Raw genomic sequence first — 16,929 nt, forward strand, 5'->3', positions numbered from 1 at the left:
TGGCATAGAAGCTATGATCGCACCATTTGAATATTCCCTGTCAACTATTCTAAGTTTGTTTTCCAAAGACTTACATTGGGAACAGACGGACAATCCAAGTTTCCAATGGATCACAACCTCTTCAGCCGAAGCAAAACCTGGATCTTTGTTTGTTCCTTTGAGAGGGACAAGAGATGGACATGAATTCATTTCGGATGCTCTCTCAAAAGGAGCCCAAGGGTTTCTCTGCGAGAAAAATCATCCTATTTTAAAAAAACTCTCAGCAAATGCTAAAACAAGAGCCATCATCGTTCCCGATTGTTTATCGGCGCTTGGGAAATTAGCCAATTATCATAGAAAAAGGTTCCAACCCATTCTGTTAGCTGTTACTGGGTCTTCAGGAAAAACTACTACGAAGGATTTATTAGGTGGTTTGTTTGGGTTTTTAAATTCCAAAACTCTTGTTGTGACAGAAAAAAACTATAATAATGAAATAGGTCTTCCTTTCACTCTATTTAGAATTACTGAAAAAACCAGAGTTGTGATTGCGGAACTGGGAATGAATCATCGAGGAGAAATCGCGAAACTTTCTAAAATCGCAGAACCAACTCATGCTCTCATTACAAACATTGGATCAGCACATATCGAAAATTTAAAATCAAGGGAAGCTATCGCTGATGAAAAAATTGATATCATCACTGCTATGCCCAAATCATCAGTACTTTTTGTACCAGATGATTTAGAGTTCTTAAAAAAAGCCAAAGAGCGAACTCAAAAACAAAATATCAAACTTATAGTTTGGAATCATCAAAGAAACCCAATTCTAAAAATTAGTAAGGTAGAATCGAATGGATTTATCTTAGAATGGAAGGGTAAAAGGATTCAATGGAATTTGCCAGGTGAAAAACTTCTTAGCAATGTACGCGGTATGGTTGCCGTTGGCGCTTATTTCCAAGTAGACCCAGAACATATCATCAAAACCATTCAAAAATATAAAAGTCCAGACAAAAGACTAAATATCAATCGTGCATACTATACCATCATCGATGATTGTTACAATGCCAATCCAGAATCTATGTTATCAAGTATAGGGGCTGCCGAACAATTTGCAGGCAATCAAAACATTGTTTGGATTCTTGGTTCTATGAAGGAACTTGGTAAATTTTCGAAATACTACCATGAACAAGTAGGAAAAGAAATTCATAGAATCTCTAAAGGAATCTTACTTGGGTTTGGTGAAGAGACTCTCCCTATGGTAAAGAAAGTTCCCGGTGCAAAGTGGTTTTCTGACCTTGAAGATCTCATTCAATTTGTGAAATCAGAAATTCCAAAAAAATCAGTAATCCTGATTAAGGGATCCCGGTCGATGAAAATGGAACGAATTGTATTGGCCTTAGAAACATTTAAGGGTTGATCCAGAAATGCCTTTTCCTAAATTACACGTATGTCTAAAAACCAACCAAAAGTAGCTGTCATTATGGGTTCTCATTCTGATTGGGAAACCATGAAGGAAGCCTGTAATATTTTGACAGAATTTGGGATTCCATTTGAAAAAGAAATTGTATCAGCACACCGCTCCCCGGAACGGATGGTGGAATTTGCAAAATCTGCGAAACAAAATGGATTTGGTGTCATCATTGCCGGAGCGGGCGGTGCTGCACATTTACCTGGTATGACAGCTTCTCTCACCACATTGCCGGTATTAGGCGTTCCAGTGCAATCCAAAGCATTGAACGGAATGGACAGTCTTCTTTCTATCGTTCAAATGCCGAAGGGAGTCCCTGTGGCAACACTTGCCATTGGAACTAGTGGAGCCGCAAATGCAGGTCTACTTGCTGTTCGGATCCTCTCTTTACTCGATTCTTCCCTACATGATAAATTAGAAGCCTATGCCATTACTAATAGAAACTTAGCTTTATCAAAAAATAACGAACTCATCTAAAGAGAAAAGAAAATGAAAATAGGTGTTTTGGGTTCTGGCCAACTTGGGCAAATGATGTGTTTGGAAGCGATTCCTTTAGGTTATGATTTTTTTTGTTATTCTCCGGAAAATGATTCTCCATCTGCAAAAGTAGGTGCAAATTCTACTGTAGCTCCTTACGAATCAATTTCAGACATAAAAGAATTTCTTTCGAGTACCAACGTACTGAGTTTTGAATTCGAAAATATTCCTAAATCTACCTTAGAGTATTTACAATCTGAATCTAAAACACATTTGATTTTTCCGCCACCAGAATCACTTTTGATTGCTCAAGACAGACTTCTTGAAAAAAACCATTTTCGAAAGTTAGGGTTTAAAACGGCAGAGTTTTTTCACCTAACGAAAGATACTTCTAAAATTGAAATTTCTATTTCCTATCCTTGGATCATTAAAACCCTTCGTTTCGGTTATGATGGAAAAGGTCAGGTAAAAGTTCAAAATGCTGATGATTATAGAAGTTTTTTAGAGAATGCTTTCCGAAATGGAAACGAGGAATATCTTATAGAAGAAGTCATACCTTTCCAAAAAGAAATCAGCATCATTCTGACTAGGTTTCAAAATGGTGAAATTGTTTGTTATGGTTCTGTAGAAAATGAACACAAAAATCATATTTTAGATCTTTCTATTTATCCCGCAAGAATTCCGATCGGCCTCAATTTGGATGCAATTGAAATGGCCTCCAAACTGGCGGATTCATTAAATTACGTAGGCACTATGGGAGTGGAGTTTTTTGTAAAAGACAATCAACTTTATTTAAATGAATTTGCCCCCAGACCCCATAATACAGGTCATTATACTCAAGATTGCCAAAGTATTTCGCAATTTCAATTACACATTTTAGCAATTACAGGAAATCTTCCCCCAACAGATGTTAGACCAAAACCTACACTCATGAAAAATATTTTAGGTAATGATTTTAATGAAAGTCTGTCGATTGCTAGGTCTCTACTAAAGGATGATCGTTATAAACTGCATCTTTATGGTAAAAAGGAAGCTAAGATAGGAAGGAAAATGGGACATTTAAATTTTAAAGGAACTTTAGAAGAAGTAAGTCCCCTATTTCACGATTTATAAAATACTTAAACGGTCCCGAGTAAGTATAGTCCCCAGTCGCGAACATTCCCGGCACCCAAACAAAGTAACAAATCCCCTTCTTTTAATTTGGATTGAATGGATAGTAAATCCAAATGAATCTCTCCATGTAAAACTTCTGTTTTGTTTGGATCTAAAAATGGTCTAAACGATTCGTGAGTGATTCCTGGGATTGGAGATTCTCCAGCAGAATAAATGGGTAAAATAAAAAGAAGGTCTGCCGCTTTCAGTGAGTTTGCAAGGTCCTCTAATAACAACTGCGTCCGAGTGTAACGATGAGGTTGGAAAAGGACAACAAGGTTTCCTTGGGCATTTAATTTATTTTTTAAGGATCGGATTACCATTTCAATCTCTGTTGGATGGTGGCCATAATCATCCATTATGGTTATCTTTTTCCATACTCCAAGAGTTTCTTGCCTTCGTTTTACACCAATATAACGAGATAGAATGTTTGCGGAGTCAGAAGGAGAAATACCTACTACAAAGGCAGAAACGACAGCCACTAATCCATTCGTCAGATAATGGACACCAGGGTAAGGCAATTTGAGTGAAACTCTTTCGAATCCTGGAAATTCAAATTCTAATTGGTCTTCAATGATTTCATAAAGAACACAAACCAATTGATTCCCAAGGTTCAGTTTTAATCCTTCAAACCAATCGGTTTTGGCCTCTTTTCGATCCAAACAAAGATAAAGAATAAAATTTGGGTCTATAACAATCTCTTTTGTTTTGTGAATTAATACTTCGCGAATTCCGGGATCAGAAGCAAATAGAATGGTTGCCCCCGGTGTTCCAAATCCCATGTATTGAAAAAAAGCATCCTCTAAACGTTCCCTAGTTTTGTAGTAATCTAAATGGTCGTTATCAATATTCGTGAGAAGACGAAGGTCTGCTCTGTGTTTTAAAAAAGTACCGTCGGATTCATCGGATTCATAAACTGCATACTTTCCAGTTCCTATTTTTCCACCTCGTTTTTCTAAAAGGCTGGTGTCCCCCCCAATCATAATGGTAGGATCAGTTCCTCGTTCTGTGAGGATTTGAGAAACCATAGTTGTGGTTGAAGTTTTTCCATGACTACCCGCAACGGATATTGATTTTTGGTTGGAAACCAAAAGGTGCATAAATTCGGATCTATGTTTTAGTAGAATATTCTTCTTTTTAATTTCATCAAACACTTGTTTGTGTTTGTCATTGATGGCTGAACTATAAACGACCATTTCAATTCCCTCTAAAGGGATTTCGGTAATTTCGTTTTGGATTTTAGCACCACGTTCTTGTAAAAAGTCGGTTGTTTCTGAATTTTTACGGTCATAACCTAATACTGGCAGGTTTAGATCTAGAGCCATATGGGCAAGGCTCGACATCCCACTGCCACCAATTCCTAAAAATAAAATTGGACCCTTCATCTTAAAATTGGTTTAACCCTTGTCAGTGAAAAAGTACGAAACTGTTTGGTAAGCCGCATTTACATTAGAAAGAGCTAATGAAGTATGACCCATCTCACGTAAAATTTCGGAATGGTCTTTCCAACCTAGTAAAATTTGTACTAGTCTTGTTGGATCCTCAGAGGTAGAATGAATGGTCACCGCAGCACCTTGAGATTCAATATAATTTGCATTTTCTTTTTGATGATTGTCAGCAGCAAAAGGGTAAGGAATGAGAATCATTGGCAAACCAAAAACCAAACATTCGGCAAGAACTCCTGCCCCTGACCTTGCTACAACGATATTTGCCCATTCATAATTTGGTTTCATATCATTGGCATAAGAAATGATTTCGGCATCACCGACTGATTTCCGTTTGGTCTCTTCATAGAGAGAAGTCCCAGTCAGTAACCGAAATTTATATTTAGAAGCAATTTCTTGGTTCTCCATCGTTTTGAGGATCATTTGATTGAGTTGTCTTGCCCCTTGCGATCCTCCTAAAACCAAAACATTGACAGTATTCTTTTTTCCTTCATGTAAGTTTTCATTTTGTCGAATGTTGAGTAATTCGGGAATCACTCTTTTACGAATGGGATTTCCAATCGTTTTTCCAGGAATAGAATAAACTTCTGCTAAAGGAAAACTAAATGCAATTTTTTTAGAAAACCTAGAGAAGATACGTGTGATTTTTCCTGGAACACAATTTTGTTCGCAGAGATACAATTTCTTTCTAAATAAAATGGCATAAAGTATGGATGGTAAACTTGAATACCCTCCCATTCCAATCACAGCCTGTATTTTTAATTTACGAAAAAGTAGGATTGTTTTGATAAATGGATATATAAATAAAAAAGGGTAAATGATTGTCTTAAGACCACCTAACTGTGGTACATTGTGCCAAAGGACTTGGCAAGGTGGATTTAATAGATCTGGATTGTCTTTATTACGAACAAGAGAATGTAAATAAACGGCATCAAATCCAAAACTTGAGATTTTTTCCGCCAAAACTTCAGCAAGTGCCACACCCGGAGATATATGTCCACCGGTTCCCCCGGCTGCAATTAAAACAGATCCACTCATAATACCAAATTCTCTTTACTCGTGATGTTGGCAAGAATTCCGAATAGGATAAAAATTGTGATGAGCGAGGATCCACCATAACTTAAAAAAGGAAGAGAAATTCCCGTAACAGGGACAATTCCGGTAATCACAAATAAGTTTAAAATGGTTTGGAATCCAAAAAGGATTAAAATTCCTGAACCCAAAAAGAACCCCAATTTGTCCTTAGTACGTAGAAGTAAAAAATAAATTCGGATGAGTAGCAAAACAACTACTAATAAAAAGATAAAAAAGCCTAAAAACCCAAAATCCTCAACAAAGGAAGCCATCACAAAATCAGTATGGCTATAGGCTAAATACCTATGGGCGTAACCGGATCCGACAGGGCGACCAAAACTCCCACCATCAAAAAAAGCACGAAAACTAGTTACGAGTTGGTGGCCTTCATCGAATCGGAATTTATAAGGATCCAGCCAAATTTCCAATCGTTTTTTTCTATACCCTACTTGTGTGACGAGAACCACAAGGAGAGGCAATACGGAAGCTCCTAAAATAAAAAGCCGCTTCATAGGAAAGCCGGCAAGCAAAACAAAGAAAAACAAAACGAGGAGAAGTTCGATGGTCGTTCCAAATGCAGGTTCGATGACAATGAGTATCAATGTGGCAAAAATTAAAAATACAGATATAATTTTTTTTCGATCCCATTTTACTTTTTTAAAATCAAAATTATAAAAGAAATAAGAGGAAAATAATAAAATGCTAATTTTAGAAAATTCGGAGGGTTGGATTTGGATTCCGCCAATTTGGATCCAACGATTAAAACTCCTTCCGTAACTGGTTCCAACTGATTTACCAAGACCTGGAATAAAAACAGATATGAGTAGTAATAAACTAAGGACGGAAAAAACAAAAGACCATCGTACAAGAAACTGGTATGGGATTTGACTAAAAACCAAAAAACTAAAAATCCCAATACCACCCCATAACAATTGTTTATGAAGGTAATAACTCGAATCAGAGAACTCTCGTTCGGCGGGAATCACTGAGGCACTGTACATAACAACAATACCCATTCCAAACAGAAAAAAAATCCCATAAAGTACCGGGCCATCAAACCTCGAACTTCCAAATCGAAAGAGGTTTTGAAGCTTTCGGTAAATTTCCATATCTTCCTTACCGCTATCGACTACTGGATCTTTAGCGTGGATAAAGTAATGATGGCAAGGATGATTCCGATGATCCAAAACCGGATCACAACCTTTTCCTCAGACCAACCAGACAATTCAAAATGGTGGTGTAAGGGGGCCATTTTAAAGATTCGTTTTCCTGTCAGTTTAAAAGAACCTACTTGTAAGATCACACTCACGGCTTCGGCTACAAAGATCCCACCGAGAATTACGAGTAGAATTTCTTTTTTTAACATAATGGCAACAAGACCAAGAGTGGATCCTAAAAACAAAGAACCTGTATCCCCCATAAATACTTGTGCAGGATGGCAATTGAACCATAAAAATCCAAGTAAGGCGCCGGAGAGTCCTGCAAGGAAAACTGCATATTCATGAGAGCCAGGAAGGTAAGGAATGTGCAAATAGTTTGCAGCCGATGGTGTTCCCGATACATAGGAAATTAAAGCAAAAGTAGCAGTTGCAATCACTACGGTTCCAGAAGCAAGTCCATCCAGTCCATCAGTAAGATTGACAGCATGAGAACTTCCAATGAGGACGATGATGGCAAAAGGAACAGCCAGAAGTCCTAAGTTCCAAACAGGTCCTTTCACAAAGGGTAAAAATAAATCAGTGATAGTAAATACCACTCCCTTATTCGGTACGGTGTTTGATTTTCCAGTAAAATAAAAGTAAAGAGTCGTGATGGAAACGGCAAAGAAGATAGTCACTAAAAATTTGGTTCTGGCTCGCATTCCCCCTTTGATCTTTTTTACAGACTTCATGTAGTCATCAGTAAATCCAAGACCAGCAAAAAGAATGGCAGAAATTAAAAGTAACAAAACATTTAGGTTAGAAAGATTCCCCCATAACAAGGTAGAGACGGTAAGGGAGAGGATCATGATGAGGCCTCCCATCGTGGGGGTTCCCGATTTGGCAGCATGGGACTGGGGACCGTCGTTCCGAACTGATTCTCGAAACTTCAAAGAAAGTAGAAAAGAAATCAATGACTTCCCAAAAATAAAGGTAATGAACATCGCTGTAAGCCCCGCCATCATCGCACGAAGGGTTACATAACTAAAAACTCTTAGGAAACCATAATCGTTTCCAAACGATTCATAAATCCACTGGAACATTCTATTTCCCCTATCGACCCATTCCTAAATTTTGAAAAGCATTCTCTATTTCTTCGAAATCTACAAATTTTGTTTTTTCTTTGCCAATGATTTGGTAGGTTTCATGGCCTTTGCCGGCAACTACCAAAATTCCATCTCGTTCTAAAAGAGCCACCGCCCTTTGGATGGCAACCCTTCTGTCGGTGATTTTCTCATACCTTTTGAAACCACGAGAAAAACCAGCTTCAATCTCATCCAAAATGGATTCTGGATTTTCGGTTCTGGGATTATCAGAAGTAAGAACCACAAAATCGGCTAAGTTTTCTGCAAGCCTTGCCATTTGCGGACGTTTGGTGCGGTCTCTGTCTCCACCACATCCAAAAAGACAGATGATTTGTTTGGGAGCAATTTCCACACAACTTTTTAAGATATTCTCCAATGCATCTGGAGTGTGTGCATAATCTACAACTGCAATTCTTGAACGGTCAGGATAGGGAACCACATGGAACCTACCGGGAACTGTAGGAATTTTCTCCAAACAAGAAATCACCTCTTCCCATGGAAATCCAAGTTCATAAGCAATTGCTAAAGCAAAGGATGTGTTAAAAACATTAAAATTTCCAAGAAGATTTGTTTTGATGGACCGAACTTCTACAAAAGGTAAGTTTTTTGCTTTTTTATGAAATCGGTATTCACTCTGTAATAAAGAAAGTTTTGTATTGGAATAGTTGAACTCACCCGATTTTCCAAAAATATAAATTGGGGATTTGAGTTTTGCCTTTTCAATTCGTTTGACCATTTCTGGTCCAAAAGGAACATCGCAAGCCACAAGTCCGAATTTATTTTTTACCGATGATTGTTCCAAAAGTTGGAAAATTTTAAACTTACTTTCAAAGTAATCATCCATATTGGAATGAAAATCCAAATGGTCTTGGGTCAGGTTTGTAAATCCGGCACAGGTAATTTCGAGTCCTGCTACACGACCGAGTTTTAATCCATGGCTACTCATTTCCATAAATACATATTCAATCCCTTCTTCTACCATTTGCTTAAGAAGGAGGTTGAGTGAGGATGCATCTGGAGTTGTGTACCCAGATTCTAAAATTCGATCCATAATTTGGATTTGTACGGTTCCAATGAGAGCCGCATTTTTCCCAACTTTTCTTGCTAGGTGGAAAAGGATAAAGGTCAAAGAGGTTTTGCCGTTGGTTCCTGTGATGGCTACAATTTTTAATTTTTTGGCTGGATTTCCCGCTAAGAGACAAGCGAGTTTACCGTGGGCTTCACAAGCAGAATCTTCAGTTTCCAGGATTACAGGAAAATCATCTAAACCTTTTAGTTTGAGATTGCGTTTAGAAAGAAGAATCACTTTTACACCAATCTCTCTTGCCATCGTTAGAAAACTTTCTTGTCTTTCGGCACTATCTTCTGGCAAAACAAAGATATCATTAGGTTTTAGTTTACGACTATCTCCCCAAATATAATCCACTTCAAAAGAGGATTCTCCTCGGATGAGTTTTACATCAGGGATACGTTTGATGAGTTCTGATAATTTCATTATTTTTCTTTTGAATCCAAGTCAGGAATGGGAGGAAGTTCTATCGTTACGGTTCTATTCCCTAAACTGATGGGAAGGAATTGGTAGGTTCTACGGTAAAGGGTTTCAATTCGTTCTGCTGAAGTGTAAGCGACAATTCCAATTTTTAATTCATCGTTTTTTCGTTTGAGTTCTTCTTTGGTTGCAGTTCTTTCGTGGATTTGCCTGTTCAGCCTTGCCTTTTCTAGACCTTGCCAAACAACAGAATAAAAAAAGATAAAAAATGGTAACAAAACCATAACAGGTTTTAAAGGAGAAAAAAATTCAAAAATAAATTCTGAAATATTCCTTAGTTTCCCTTTCATTTTTCCCATCTCTTATTTACTATCGGCTCTATCTTTTGAATGCCTCTCAATTTTGCAGATCGTGAGGCTCTGTTTTCTTTGATCTCAAGATCCGTGGGTAAGATGGGTTTTTTGGTAAGGATTTCAAATGGTTCGTTCGCTTTTAGATCTCTGAATGTCCACTTCACGATTCGGTCTTCCAAAGAATGAAAGGAAATACAAGCAAAAACACCCCCCAGTTTCAAACAACTAGCAATGTTTCGAATTCCTTTTTCAGCATGTAACAGTTCTTCGTTGACCTCAATCCGAAGTGCTTGGAATATCCTTGTAGCAGGATGGGTTTCTTTGGGCCAAAACTTTCTAGGAATCGAAGCTTCCACTAGTTTCACGAGATCAGTATTGGTTTCGAATTTTTTTTTCTGCCTCGACTGTACAATGTTATTTGCAACCTTTAAGGCCCAACGTTCTTCTCCATATTCCCAAAATACTTTTTTTAAATGGAGAACTGTGCTATAATTAACTACATCGGCTGCTGTTTTTCTCCCCACTTGTGGTTCTAACCGCATATCCAGAGGTTCTTCATTTTTGAAGGTAAAACCTCTCCCTGAGTGGAGAAAATGAAATAGAGAAACACCAAGGTCCACAAGTGCTCCGTCTAGCCCCGGGCATTCCAAAGAATCGAGTAGGTCTTGGTCTACTTCCGAAAAATTCATCTGAAACGGATGCACTCGATCGAGTGAGCCAAGGGAGGAATGGATCTCTTTTTTGGCTCGTTCTAACATCACCGCATCTCGATCGATAAGAATCAGGCGGGCGTTCGGAAATGTTTGTAAAATGAGTTTTGAATGCCCACCTTCGCCAGCTGTCCCATCAAGGAACCACTGGGGTTCGGAACTTTCTGTTTTCTTTAGTAAATCGATGACTTCTCCTGGAAGTACGGGAATATGAGGCGATTCTGACACTGTTACTTTCTTACTGTATACCTGTCAAAATCCTTGCAATCCTTTAATCCTTTGGGGAGATTGAAAGTAACAATGAGTTCCTATGAAGAACACTCCCATAGAAAAAACCTCTTCAGTATAGGGAAATTGGGTTATGCCAAAGGCGATAGACCCAATGTAGACTGTATCCTTTGCGGAGTACGTGATAAAAACGAAATTGTTCCCAATCTAACCATTGCAGAAACAGAACTGTCCATTGTTTCGATCAACCTTTTCCCTTACAATCCGGGCCATCTCATTATCTTTCCCAAACGCCATATCATTCATTATTTAGAGTTAACAGAAGATGAGGCCCTAGACATCCATAGACTCACTCAAAAAGCCATGAGAATTCTCGAGAAACAATGGCGAGTGCAAGGGTTTAATATAGGTTATAATCTAGGGAAAAATAGCGGGGGTTCCATCCCACATATCCACGAGCATATTGTTCCTCGTTTTCCCAATGAGGCAGGATTCTTAGATGTCATTTCCAATACAAGGATCGTGATCTATGAACCCTACCAAATGTGGGAGGACTTAAAAAAACTCTGGGTAGAAGAAAACTAAACCTTCTTATTCTTTCTTTTGGTAGATGGTGTGGCCCAAAAACTTAAAACTATCAGAAATCCCAAACATAGTTTCCGAGTGACCTAAGATTAAATATCCTTTTGGTTTCAAACTAGCCTCGAAGTTTTGAAATAGAGTTTTCTGAGTTGGTTTATCAAAGTAAATGACCACGTTCCTACAAAAAATCAAATCTAGTTTCTCTGAGATGGGAAAGGGAAAATGCAAAAGATTGATTTGTTTAAAATCAATCAGTGCCTTCAGATGAGGTTTTGCTTCATAAAAAACATGATCCTTCTCTGTCGTTTTAATGAAATGTTTTGATTTCATCGCCTCAGAAACCGGTTCCAGTCTTTCATCTCGGTACAGTCCCTTTTTAGCAGTGGCAATGACCTGAGTATCGATATCGGAAGCGTAGATTTTACAATTCCAACCTGGTTTAGAATTAAAATATTCATAAACCGTAATGGCAATGGAATACGGCTCCTCTCCTGTGGAGGAAGCAGAACACCAAATACGAAGAGTTTTTGGTCCTCCCGCTGCCGCGGCTTGTTCTAAAGCAGGGAAATATTGGTTTTTTAAAAATTCAAAATGGTGGTTTTCCCGAAAAAAATCTGTTTTATTGGTTGTTATGCGATTGATGAGTTCTTGCATTTCATCAGTGGCAAACTTTGGATCAAGTTTCAGTTTGGCAACGTAGTTCTCAAAATTCGCAATTCCTAGAGTCCGAAGTCTTGCATTGAGCCGGGACTGAACCATAATTTTTTTATGCGGTGCTAAAAAGATACCGGCTTGTTTGTACACTAAATTTTTAATGAATTCAAATTCGGCATCACCGATTGTGTTTAAAGATGTTCGAAAGTCCAATTTGCCCTCGCAAGTGATTCGACACCTTTTTCTATTTCTGACAAGTTGTTTTTTATAAGGGAAAATAGATAATGAAAATAGGCATCGTAAAACACCTGAATGCCCGCCCCCTAACCCTCTATTTTGAGAGAACTTCCGGATATTCACCAGTTTACGACAATCCGAGTGTTCTCATTGAGCTTCTAAAACAAGGTGAGCTTGACTGTGCGCTGGTTTCTTCTATCGAATGCGAAAGAAATCGTGAAACCTTGGACTACACCAAAATCGTAGGAGTTTGTGCAAGGGACGTGGTCCGGTCGGTTCTTTTCTTTCGACACGAATCTGAGCCTGGGATGCCAAAGGTAGTTTACACAGACAAAGGTTCTCGTTCGAGTGTAGCCCTTCTCCAATGCCTTCTTTATCGCGAATTTGGAAAGTTAGTAGAAGTGGTTCCTACCCCAGCCTCCGAAATCTCTGAAATGATGAAAGAAGGTCGTGGTTCTCATCTTTTGTTTGGTGACCATGCTTTGTTGCAAACACCGGTACCTGGATACCAGGTTGTGGATCTGGCCGAATGGTGGAATCGTTCTACAGGACTGTATTTTAGTTTTGCATTTTGGGCCTTTCCGAAGGGAAGGGTTTGGGATGATAGGCTCTTCTTAACCGCCTTAGAGTATGGACTGAAAGAGCTTGATTCTATCATTAAAGAGGAAAAAAGGCTTCCGATTGCCATTACCGATCGGTATCTCAAACAAGAGTTACATTATATTCCTGAACAAAAGAACCTCGATGGGTTTGATTTGTTTATCAAATCAGCTAGGGAATTAAAACTCGTTTAGAAAAAACGAATTTTGTATTCCCAGGTTTTGGATTCGGGATTTTCTAATGTTTCTTGGAGGGGGATTTGGTATGTCAAATTCCCAAGTCCAATAAAACCTCTGTTTGAACTACATTCCGAATCTTTAGGGAATAAAACTTTAAACTGGATGCGCCCTTCCCGAAGAAGCCTTGAGGTTTCGGAAATGATTTTTTTCTCTCCAGCCCCAGCCTCTGCAATTGTACTATCTGTTAGGTTGAGAAAATCTCTTTTGATGAGAAGGGTTCTTGGTTTGGATTTGATGGAAAAGGTTCCGAGAAGAACTCCTTCCAGATGTAAAGGATCCTCAAAATCTAATTTGTAGGATACCTTTCCCTTTCTCTTAAAATACATATCAGTTGTTTCTGATTTTTCTAATTCGCGGAAAGTGAAGTCTCTCACCTGTAGGTTGTTATTCGATTTTTTTTTGATGGAGGTTAGAATTTCTTCCTTGGAGGTCGGCAAAAACTTAATGAGTGAGTCGTTCGAGTCCTTTTTTAAAGGTACGGTATAAGCGATTTCTACGGTTCCCGAACTTTGTTTTCGAAAAAGAATGGTTTCTTCGTATTCAAAACAACCAAAAAAGAATAAAAAAACGAATGTAAAAGGAAGAAAACGAAACACATCCTAGGCTTCCCATGTAGAAAGCCTAGGGTCAAGGACTATTTGGAAACTGGGTAAGCTTCGTTTCCGTGTTCTAAAATATCGAGTCCTAATAACTCTTCTTCTTCGGAAACGCGTAATCCCATTGTCCACTTGATTACATAAAACATGAGAAAACTTGTCGGGAATGCCCATAAGAATGCAGTGACCACGCCGATGGCCTGCGCCGCAAACTGAGCAAAACCGGCTCCAGCAAATAATCCTGTTTCTAGGCTGAATAGACCGACAGATAAGGTTCCCCAAGCCCCACAAACTCCATGAACGGAGACCGCTCCCACAGGATCATCAATTTTGATTTTATCGAGAAAAAGCACAGAGATGATCACAAGGATACCGGCAACGGCACCGATCACCACAGCCCCAGTGATACTTACTACATCGCAAGGAGCGGTAATTGCTACAAGCCCTGCCAGACCTCCATTCAACGTTAAGCCGATTTCCGGTTTTTTGAATAATAGCCAAGTAAGGATCATTGCTGAAATGGCGCCAGCACAGGCTGACATATGAGTCACAACGGCAATCCTTGCAAAATTTCCACCTTCAATCGAAGTCGTGGACCCAGGGTTGAACCCGAACCAACCAAACCAAAGGATAAAAACACCGAGAGCCGCCATGGACATATTGTGTCCTAAGATTGGATACACTCTCCCATCCGTTTGGAATTTTCCCATACGTGGACCTACCACGATCGCACCAGCTAACCCAGCCCAGGCGCCCACACTATGGACAACGGTTGAACCTGCGAAGTCGTGAAATCCAACTCCTTCTCCACCACCAAGACCCAAGGTTTCCAAAAATCCTGAAGAAATTCCAAGGAGACTTCCCCAAGCAAAAGATCCAAAGATCGGATAAATGAAAGCGGTGATGATAATTGAAAAGACCAAATAAGCGGAGAACTTTGTCCTCTCCGCCATGGCTCCTGATACGATTGTTGCGGCAGTAGCAGCAAATACAATTTGAAAGATAAAGAAAGTGTATTTGGAAGGATCCATACTTCCATCTTCCGCATTGATCAGGCTTTCCGCAAAAGCCGGAACACCCACTCCAAATCCAGTTAAGACTTGCGGTCCAAACATAATGGAAAAACCAATCACCCAATAGGCGATAGCTCCGACGGTTAAGTCAGAGAAGTTTTTCATTAAAATATTCACCGCATTTTTTGCCCTTGTGAACCCTGCTTCCACATAAGCGAAACCAGCCTGCATAAAAAATACAAGAAAGGCTGCGATGCAGGTCCACACCCAATTTGATTCCTGTTTTGTTGTTTCTAAAGCAAGTTTGGTCTCATCTAAGGACGCTTTGATACTTGCCATTTCTTTTGCCAATGTTTCTAGACTCTCTTTGTTACTTTCAGTTTCTTCGGCTCCCAAAGAGGAAGCAACCAGAAGGACTGCTAAACTAAATAATATCCCAAATCGTTTCATAAACTTTCCTTAACTTAACTAGCTTTCTGCGAATGAGCTTCTAACCTTAAAAGTGATGTTTTTAGTTCCATACTTTGAGGTGTGTTTTTTACGCCTTGCTGCAATACTTTGATTGCCTTTGGTTTCGCATTTTCTTTCAAATAACATTGTGCAAGTAAGATACTTGCTTTTGCAAAACTATGGTCACTTGATAGTGCCATCTTTAACGCTCGTTTTGCTTCCGAAATCAAACCGGCTTTGTAATAAGCTCGTCCCATCATAAAATGTGATGCGGCTGTATTATCTCCGGATGTTCTTAAATACTCTTCCAAATATCGAATGGCTTCGCTGTATTTTCCGTCTCGGTAATACATCTTTCCTAAAAATACCAAAATCTCTTTTAAAGAAGAATCAATGCTGAAAGCTTTGAGAGCTTGAGCATAAGCCTCTTCCATTTTCATTTTGGAATTGGACTGTTTTGCCATTTGGATATAATGCGAAGCTTCTGGAATGGAGTCTCCACAGTAGAGGAAAAGAAAACTTAAATCGTCACCATTGGGAACATCTCCCTGGTAAGCACGGAATCGTTCCATAAAAGCACTAGAAAGTTTTTTCAAATCAACTTTTCCACGCCCTTCCATAACTAATTTTTCTCTTTCGTCTTGTAACCAAGTGAGAATTCGATCCACTCCCACTTCTTCTTTTAAATGATTTCTTTGTTCACTAAATCCATCAGAGATCAGAAGTAAAAAGTCACCAGGTTCTAGTTTTCCTTGTTTTTCTTCATAATCAATTTTCCTTACAGGAAGGATTCCAAGAGGTACACCTTTTGTATCATACTGAATAAAAGTATCATCAGCAGCTTTATAATGAAGCATTCTTTGGTGTCCTGCATTTACATACCCAAACGTATAATCGCTAAAGATACGAACCATAAACGCAGTGAAATAAGTAGATTCCGGAAGTTGTTCTCTTAATTTTTCACCAAGCTCTTCCATAATCTCAGTAAGACCAAGACCTGCCATTACCGATCTACGGAATTGGTGGTGGATGGCCATAGTTACAAGAGCTGCAGGAATCCCATGTCCCGACACATCAATGTTAATTGCCGTAAGCGAATGACCTTGTCTGACAATATCAACAAGATCTCCACTCACTTCCGCCATTGGTTCATAGTGGCTTGCAAAAGAAATTCCATTCCATGCACTTAAGTCTTGCGGGAGGATTTGACTTTGGACATTTCGTCCCATTTTTAAATCCCATTCTAACTGATTTAAGATTGCCGCTTCTCTTGCTCTTGCAGTGACAAGTCCTTCAATGAGTCGAACTCCATAAAGAGCTAATGCTAGTTGGGAAGTAAGGGCTTCTAAAATTTCTAAGTCATCAGTGATATAAAAATTCTCACGTTCACTTTCTACGGCAAGTGTTCCCAGAATTTCTTCTTTTTGCATGATCGGAACACACATTACCGATTTGGTTTTTTCTCCCTCATCAAAAAAATGAGCGGAGCGAGTTAGATCATTCACAAGCACTGGTTCTTTTGTTTCAAAAACAGAACCGGAATACCCTTCCCCCATCACCAAGTTGCGGCGAGGAGGCTCTGTTTCTTTCACAAACTTAACGGGAACAAGGAATTCCCCATCCCAGAGTCTGAGTGTTGTATTGTCCGACTCAAAAATTTCCTGACAGATCAGGATGACCTTAGAAAAGAGTTGGTCTTCTCTATCTAAATTAGCAAATTCTTTGGAAATGTAGAGAAGGATCGCAATTTTATCTTTGTCTGTTAATCCTCCCACGACTTTGTTTTGTCCGCGGAAGTTGACGAGCATTCGTTTGGAAACTTTGAAATCAACCATATTGGATACCTTTCTGATTTAGATGCAAGTATCGTACCGACAGTGCATCTCGCCTAAAGAAGTCAGA

Annotated in this window: 16 protein-coding genes; 5 read left to right on the forward strand and 11 right to left on the reverse strand. The window is 39.0% G+C overall.

Going from position 1 to position 16,929, the window contains the following annotated elements:
• The first annotated feature begins 13 nt into the window (after positions 1–13).
• Genes CH361_RS09435 through CH361_RS09445 form a run of 3 tightly spaced genes read left to right on the forward strand, consistent with a single transcriptional unit; the run spans position 14 to position 3,034 of the window.
• Positions 14–1,393, forward strand: a complete 1,380-nt coding sequence (locus CH361_RS09435) for a UDP-N-acetylmuramoyl-tripeptide--D-alanyl-D-alanine ligase (protein ID WP_100790592.1) — start codon at positions 14–16, stop codon at positions 1,391–1,393.
• 30 nt (positions 1,394–1,423) lie between these two features.
• Positions 1,424–1,921 carry a 5-(carboxyamino)imidazole ribonucleotide mutase gene (gene purE, locus CH361_RS09440; protein ID WP_100790593.1) on the forward strand — a complete coding sequence of 166 codons (498 nt, stop codon included), beginning with the start codon at positions 1,424–1,426 and terminating at the stop codon, positions 1,919–1,921.
• A 12-nt stretch (positions 1,922–1,933) separates the two neighbouring features.
• Positions 1,934–3,034 (forward strand): 5-(carboxyamino)imidazole ribonucleotide synthase, encoded by a 1,101-nt coding sequence (locus CH361_RS09445; protein WP_100790594.1) that lies wholly within the window; start codon positions 1,934–1,936, stop codon positions 3,032–3,034.
• A gap of 5 nt (positions 3,035–3,039) precedes the next feature.
• Here CH361_RS09445 and murC read toward each other — a convergent pair whose 3' ends face one another.
• The 7 genes from murC to rsmH are packed head-to-tail and all read right to left on the reverse strand — an operon-like array spanning position 3,040 to position 10,656.
• Positions 3,040–4,458 carry a UDP-N-acetylmuramate--L-alanine ligase gene (gene murC, locus CH361_RS09450; RefSeq protein WP_100790595.1) on the reverse strand — a complete coding sequence of 473 codons (1,419 nt, stop codon included), beginning with the start codon at positions 4,456–4,458 and terminating at the stop codon, positions 3,040–3,042.
• 12 nt (positions 4,459–4,470) lie between these two features.
• Positions 4,471–5,556, reverse strand: coding sequence for a UDP-N-acetylglucosamine--N-acetylmuramyl-(pentapeptide) pyrophosphoryl-undecaprenol N-acetylglucosamine transferase (locus CH361_RS09455; protein WP_100790596.1), 1,086 nt, complete (start codon positions 5,554–5,556; stop codon positions 4,471–4,473).
• Complete coding sequence (locus CH361_RS09460) at positions 5,553–6,701, reverse strand: FtsW/RodA/SpoVE family cell cycle protein (RefSeq protein ID WP_100790597.1); 1,149 nt, start codon at positions 6,699–6,701, stop codon at positions 5,553–5,555. The genes CH361_RS09455 and CH361_RS09460 overlap by 4 nt, the downstream gene beginning before the upstream one ends.
• Positions 6,702–6,721: 20 nt before the next feature.
• Entirely contained in the window at positions 6,722–7,834 is a 1,113-nt protein-coding gene (mraY, locus tag CH361_RS09465; RefSeq protein ID WP_100790598.1) for a phospho-N-acetylmuramoyl-pentapeptide-transferase, read from the reverse strand.
• 10 nt (positions 7,835–7,844) lie between these two features.
• A complete protein-coding gene (locus tag CH361_RS09470; protein ID WP_100790599.1) occupies positions 7,845–9,371 on the reverse strand; it encodes a UDP-N-acetylmuramoyl-L-alanyl-D-glutamate--2,6-diaminopimelate ligase in 1,527 nt (508 codons plus the stop codon).
• Positions 9,371–9,724, reverse strand: coding sequence for a hypothetical protein (locus CH361_RS09475; RefSeq protein ID WP_100790600.1), 354 nt, complete (start codon positions 9,722–9,724; stop codon positions 9,371–9,373). Before CH361_RS09475 ends, CH361_RS09470 begins: the two co-directional genes overlap by 1 nt.
• Positions 9,712–10,656: a 16S rRNA (cytosine(1402)-N(4))-methyltransferase RsmH gene (gene rsmH, locus CH361_RS09480; protein WP_100790601.1), complete on the reverse strand. Its 945-nt coding sequence runs from the start codon at positions 10,654–10,656 to the stop codon at positions 9,712–9,714. The genes CH361_RS09475 and rsmH overlap by 13 nt, the downstream gene beginning before the upstream one ends.
• Positions 10,657–10,728: 72 nt before the next feature.
• Here rsmH and CH361_RS09485 point away from each other — a divergent pair, with 72 nt between their 5' ends.
• Entirely contained in the window at positions 10,729–11,241 is a 513-nt protein-coding gene (locus tag CH361_RS09485; protein WP_100790602.1) for an HIT family protein, read from the forward strand.
• Between the two features lie 6 nt (positions 11,242–11,247).
• On the opposite strand, the gene CH361_RS09490 is transcribed toward CH361_RS09485, so the two are convergent.
• Positions 11,248–12,105: a CheR family methyltransferase gene (locus CH361_RS09490; RefSeq protein ID WP_100790603.1), complete on the reverse strand. Its 858-nt coding sequence runs from the start codon at positions 12,103–12,105 to the stop codon at positions 11,248–11,250.
• 71 nt (positions 12,106–12,176) lie between these two features.
• Here CH361_RS09490 and CH361_RS09495 point away from each other — a divergent pair, with 71 nt between their 5' ends.
• A complete protein-coding gene (locus CH361_RS09495; protein WP_100790604.1) occupies positions 12,177–12,923 on the forward strand; it encodes a menaquinone biosynthetic enzyme MqnA/MqnD family protein in 747 nt (248 codons plus the stop codon).
• Here the strand turns inward: CH361_RS09495 and CH361_RS09500 are convergent.
• From CH361_RS09500 to CH361_RS09510, 3 genes are read right to left on the reverse strand one after another with little or no spacing between them, the layout of a single operon-like run.
• The gene (locus tag CH361_RS09500; RefSeq protein WP_100790605.1) at positions 12,920–13,564 is read right to left on the reverse strand and encodes an LIC11874 family lipoprotein; all 645 of its coding nucleotides are present in this window, start codon (positions 13,562–13,564) and stop codon (positions 12,920–12,922) included. The genes CH361_RS09495 and CH361_RS09500 overlap by 4 nt on opposite strands.
• Positions 13,565–13,602: 38 nt before the next feature.
• Positions 13,603–15,027 carry an ammonium transporter gene (locus tag CH361_RS09505; protein WP_100790606.1) on the reverse strand — a complete coding sequence of 475 codons (1,425 nt, stop codon included), beginning with the start codon at positions 15,025–15,027 and terminating at the stop codon, positions 13,603–13,605.
• Between the two features lie 14 nt (positions 15,028–15,041).
• Positions 15,042–16,862, reverse strand: coding sequence for a GAF domain-containing SpoIIE family protein phosphatase (locus tag CH361_RS09510; RefSeq protein ID WP_100790607.1), 1,821 nt, complete (start codon positions 16,860–16,862; stop codon positions 15,042–15,044).
• Positions 16,863–16,929 lie beyond the last annotated feature (67 nt).

This window comes from Leptospira brenneri (genome assembly GCF_002812125.1).
Lineage (GTDB): Bacteria > Spirochaetota > Leptospiria > Leptospirales > Leptospiraceae > Leptospira_A > Leptospira_A brenneri.

Coding starts and splice junctions, on each gene's coding strand:
- CH361_RS09435 (WP_100790592.1), top strand. CDS start 14: ATGATCGCACCATTTGAATATTCCCTGTCAACTATTCTAAGTTTGTTT.
- purE (WP_100790593.1), top strand. CDS start 1,424: ATGTCTAAAAACCAACCAAAAGTAGCTGTCATTATGGGTTCTCATTCT.
- CH361_RS09445 (WP_100790594.1), top strand. CDS start 1,934: ATGAAAATAGGTGTTTTGGGTTCTGGCCAACTTGGGCAAATGATGTGT.
- murC (WP_100790595.1), bottom strand. CDS start 4,458: ATGAAGGGTCCAATTTTATTTTTAGGAATTGGTGGCAGTGGGATGTCG.
- CH361_RS09455 (WP_100790596.1), bottom strand. CDS start 5,556: ATGAGTGGATCTGTTTTAATTGCAGCCGGGGGAACCGGTGGACATATA.
- CH361_RS09460 (WP_100790597.1), bottom strand. CDS start 6,701: ATGGAAATTTACCGAAAGCTTCAAAACCTCTTTCGATTTGGAAGTTCG.
- mraY (WP_100790598.1), bottom strand. CDS start 7,834: ATGTTCCAGTGGATTTATGAATCGTTTGGAAACGATTATGGTTTCCTA.
- CH361_RS09470 (WP_100790599.1), bottom strand. CDS start 9,371: ATGAAATTATCAGAACTCATCAAACGTATCCCTGATGTAAAACTCATC.
- CH361_RS09475 (WP_100790600.1), bottom strand. CDS start 9,724: ATGGGAAAAATGAAAGGGAAACTAAGGAATATTTCAGAATTTATTTTT.
- CH361_RS09485 (WP_100790602.1), top strand. CDS start 10,729: ATGAGTTCCTATGAAGAACACTCCCATAGAAAAAACCTCTTCAGTATA.
- CH361_RS09495 (WP_100790604.1), top strand. CDS start 12,177: ATGAAAATAGGCATCGTAAAACACCTGAATGCCCGCCCCCTAACCCTC.
- CH361_RS09505 (WP_100790606.1), bottom strand. CDS start 15,027: ATGAAACGATTTGGGATATTATTTAGTTTAGCAGTCCTTCTGGTTGCT.
- CH361_RS09510 (WP_100790607.1), bottom strand. CDS start 16,862: ATGGTTGATTTCAAAGTTTCCAAACGAATGCTCGTCAACTTCCGCGGA.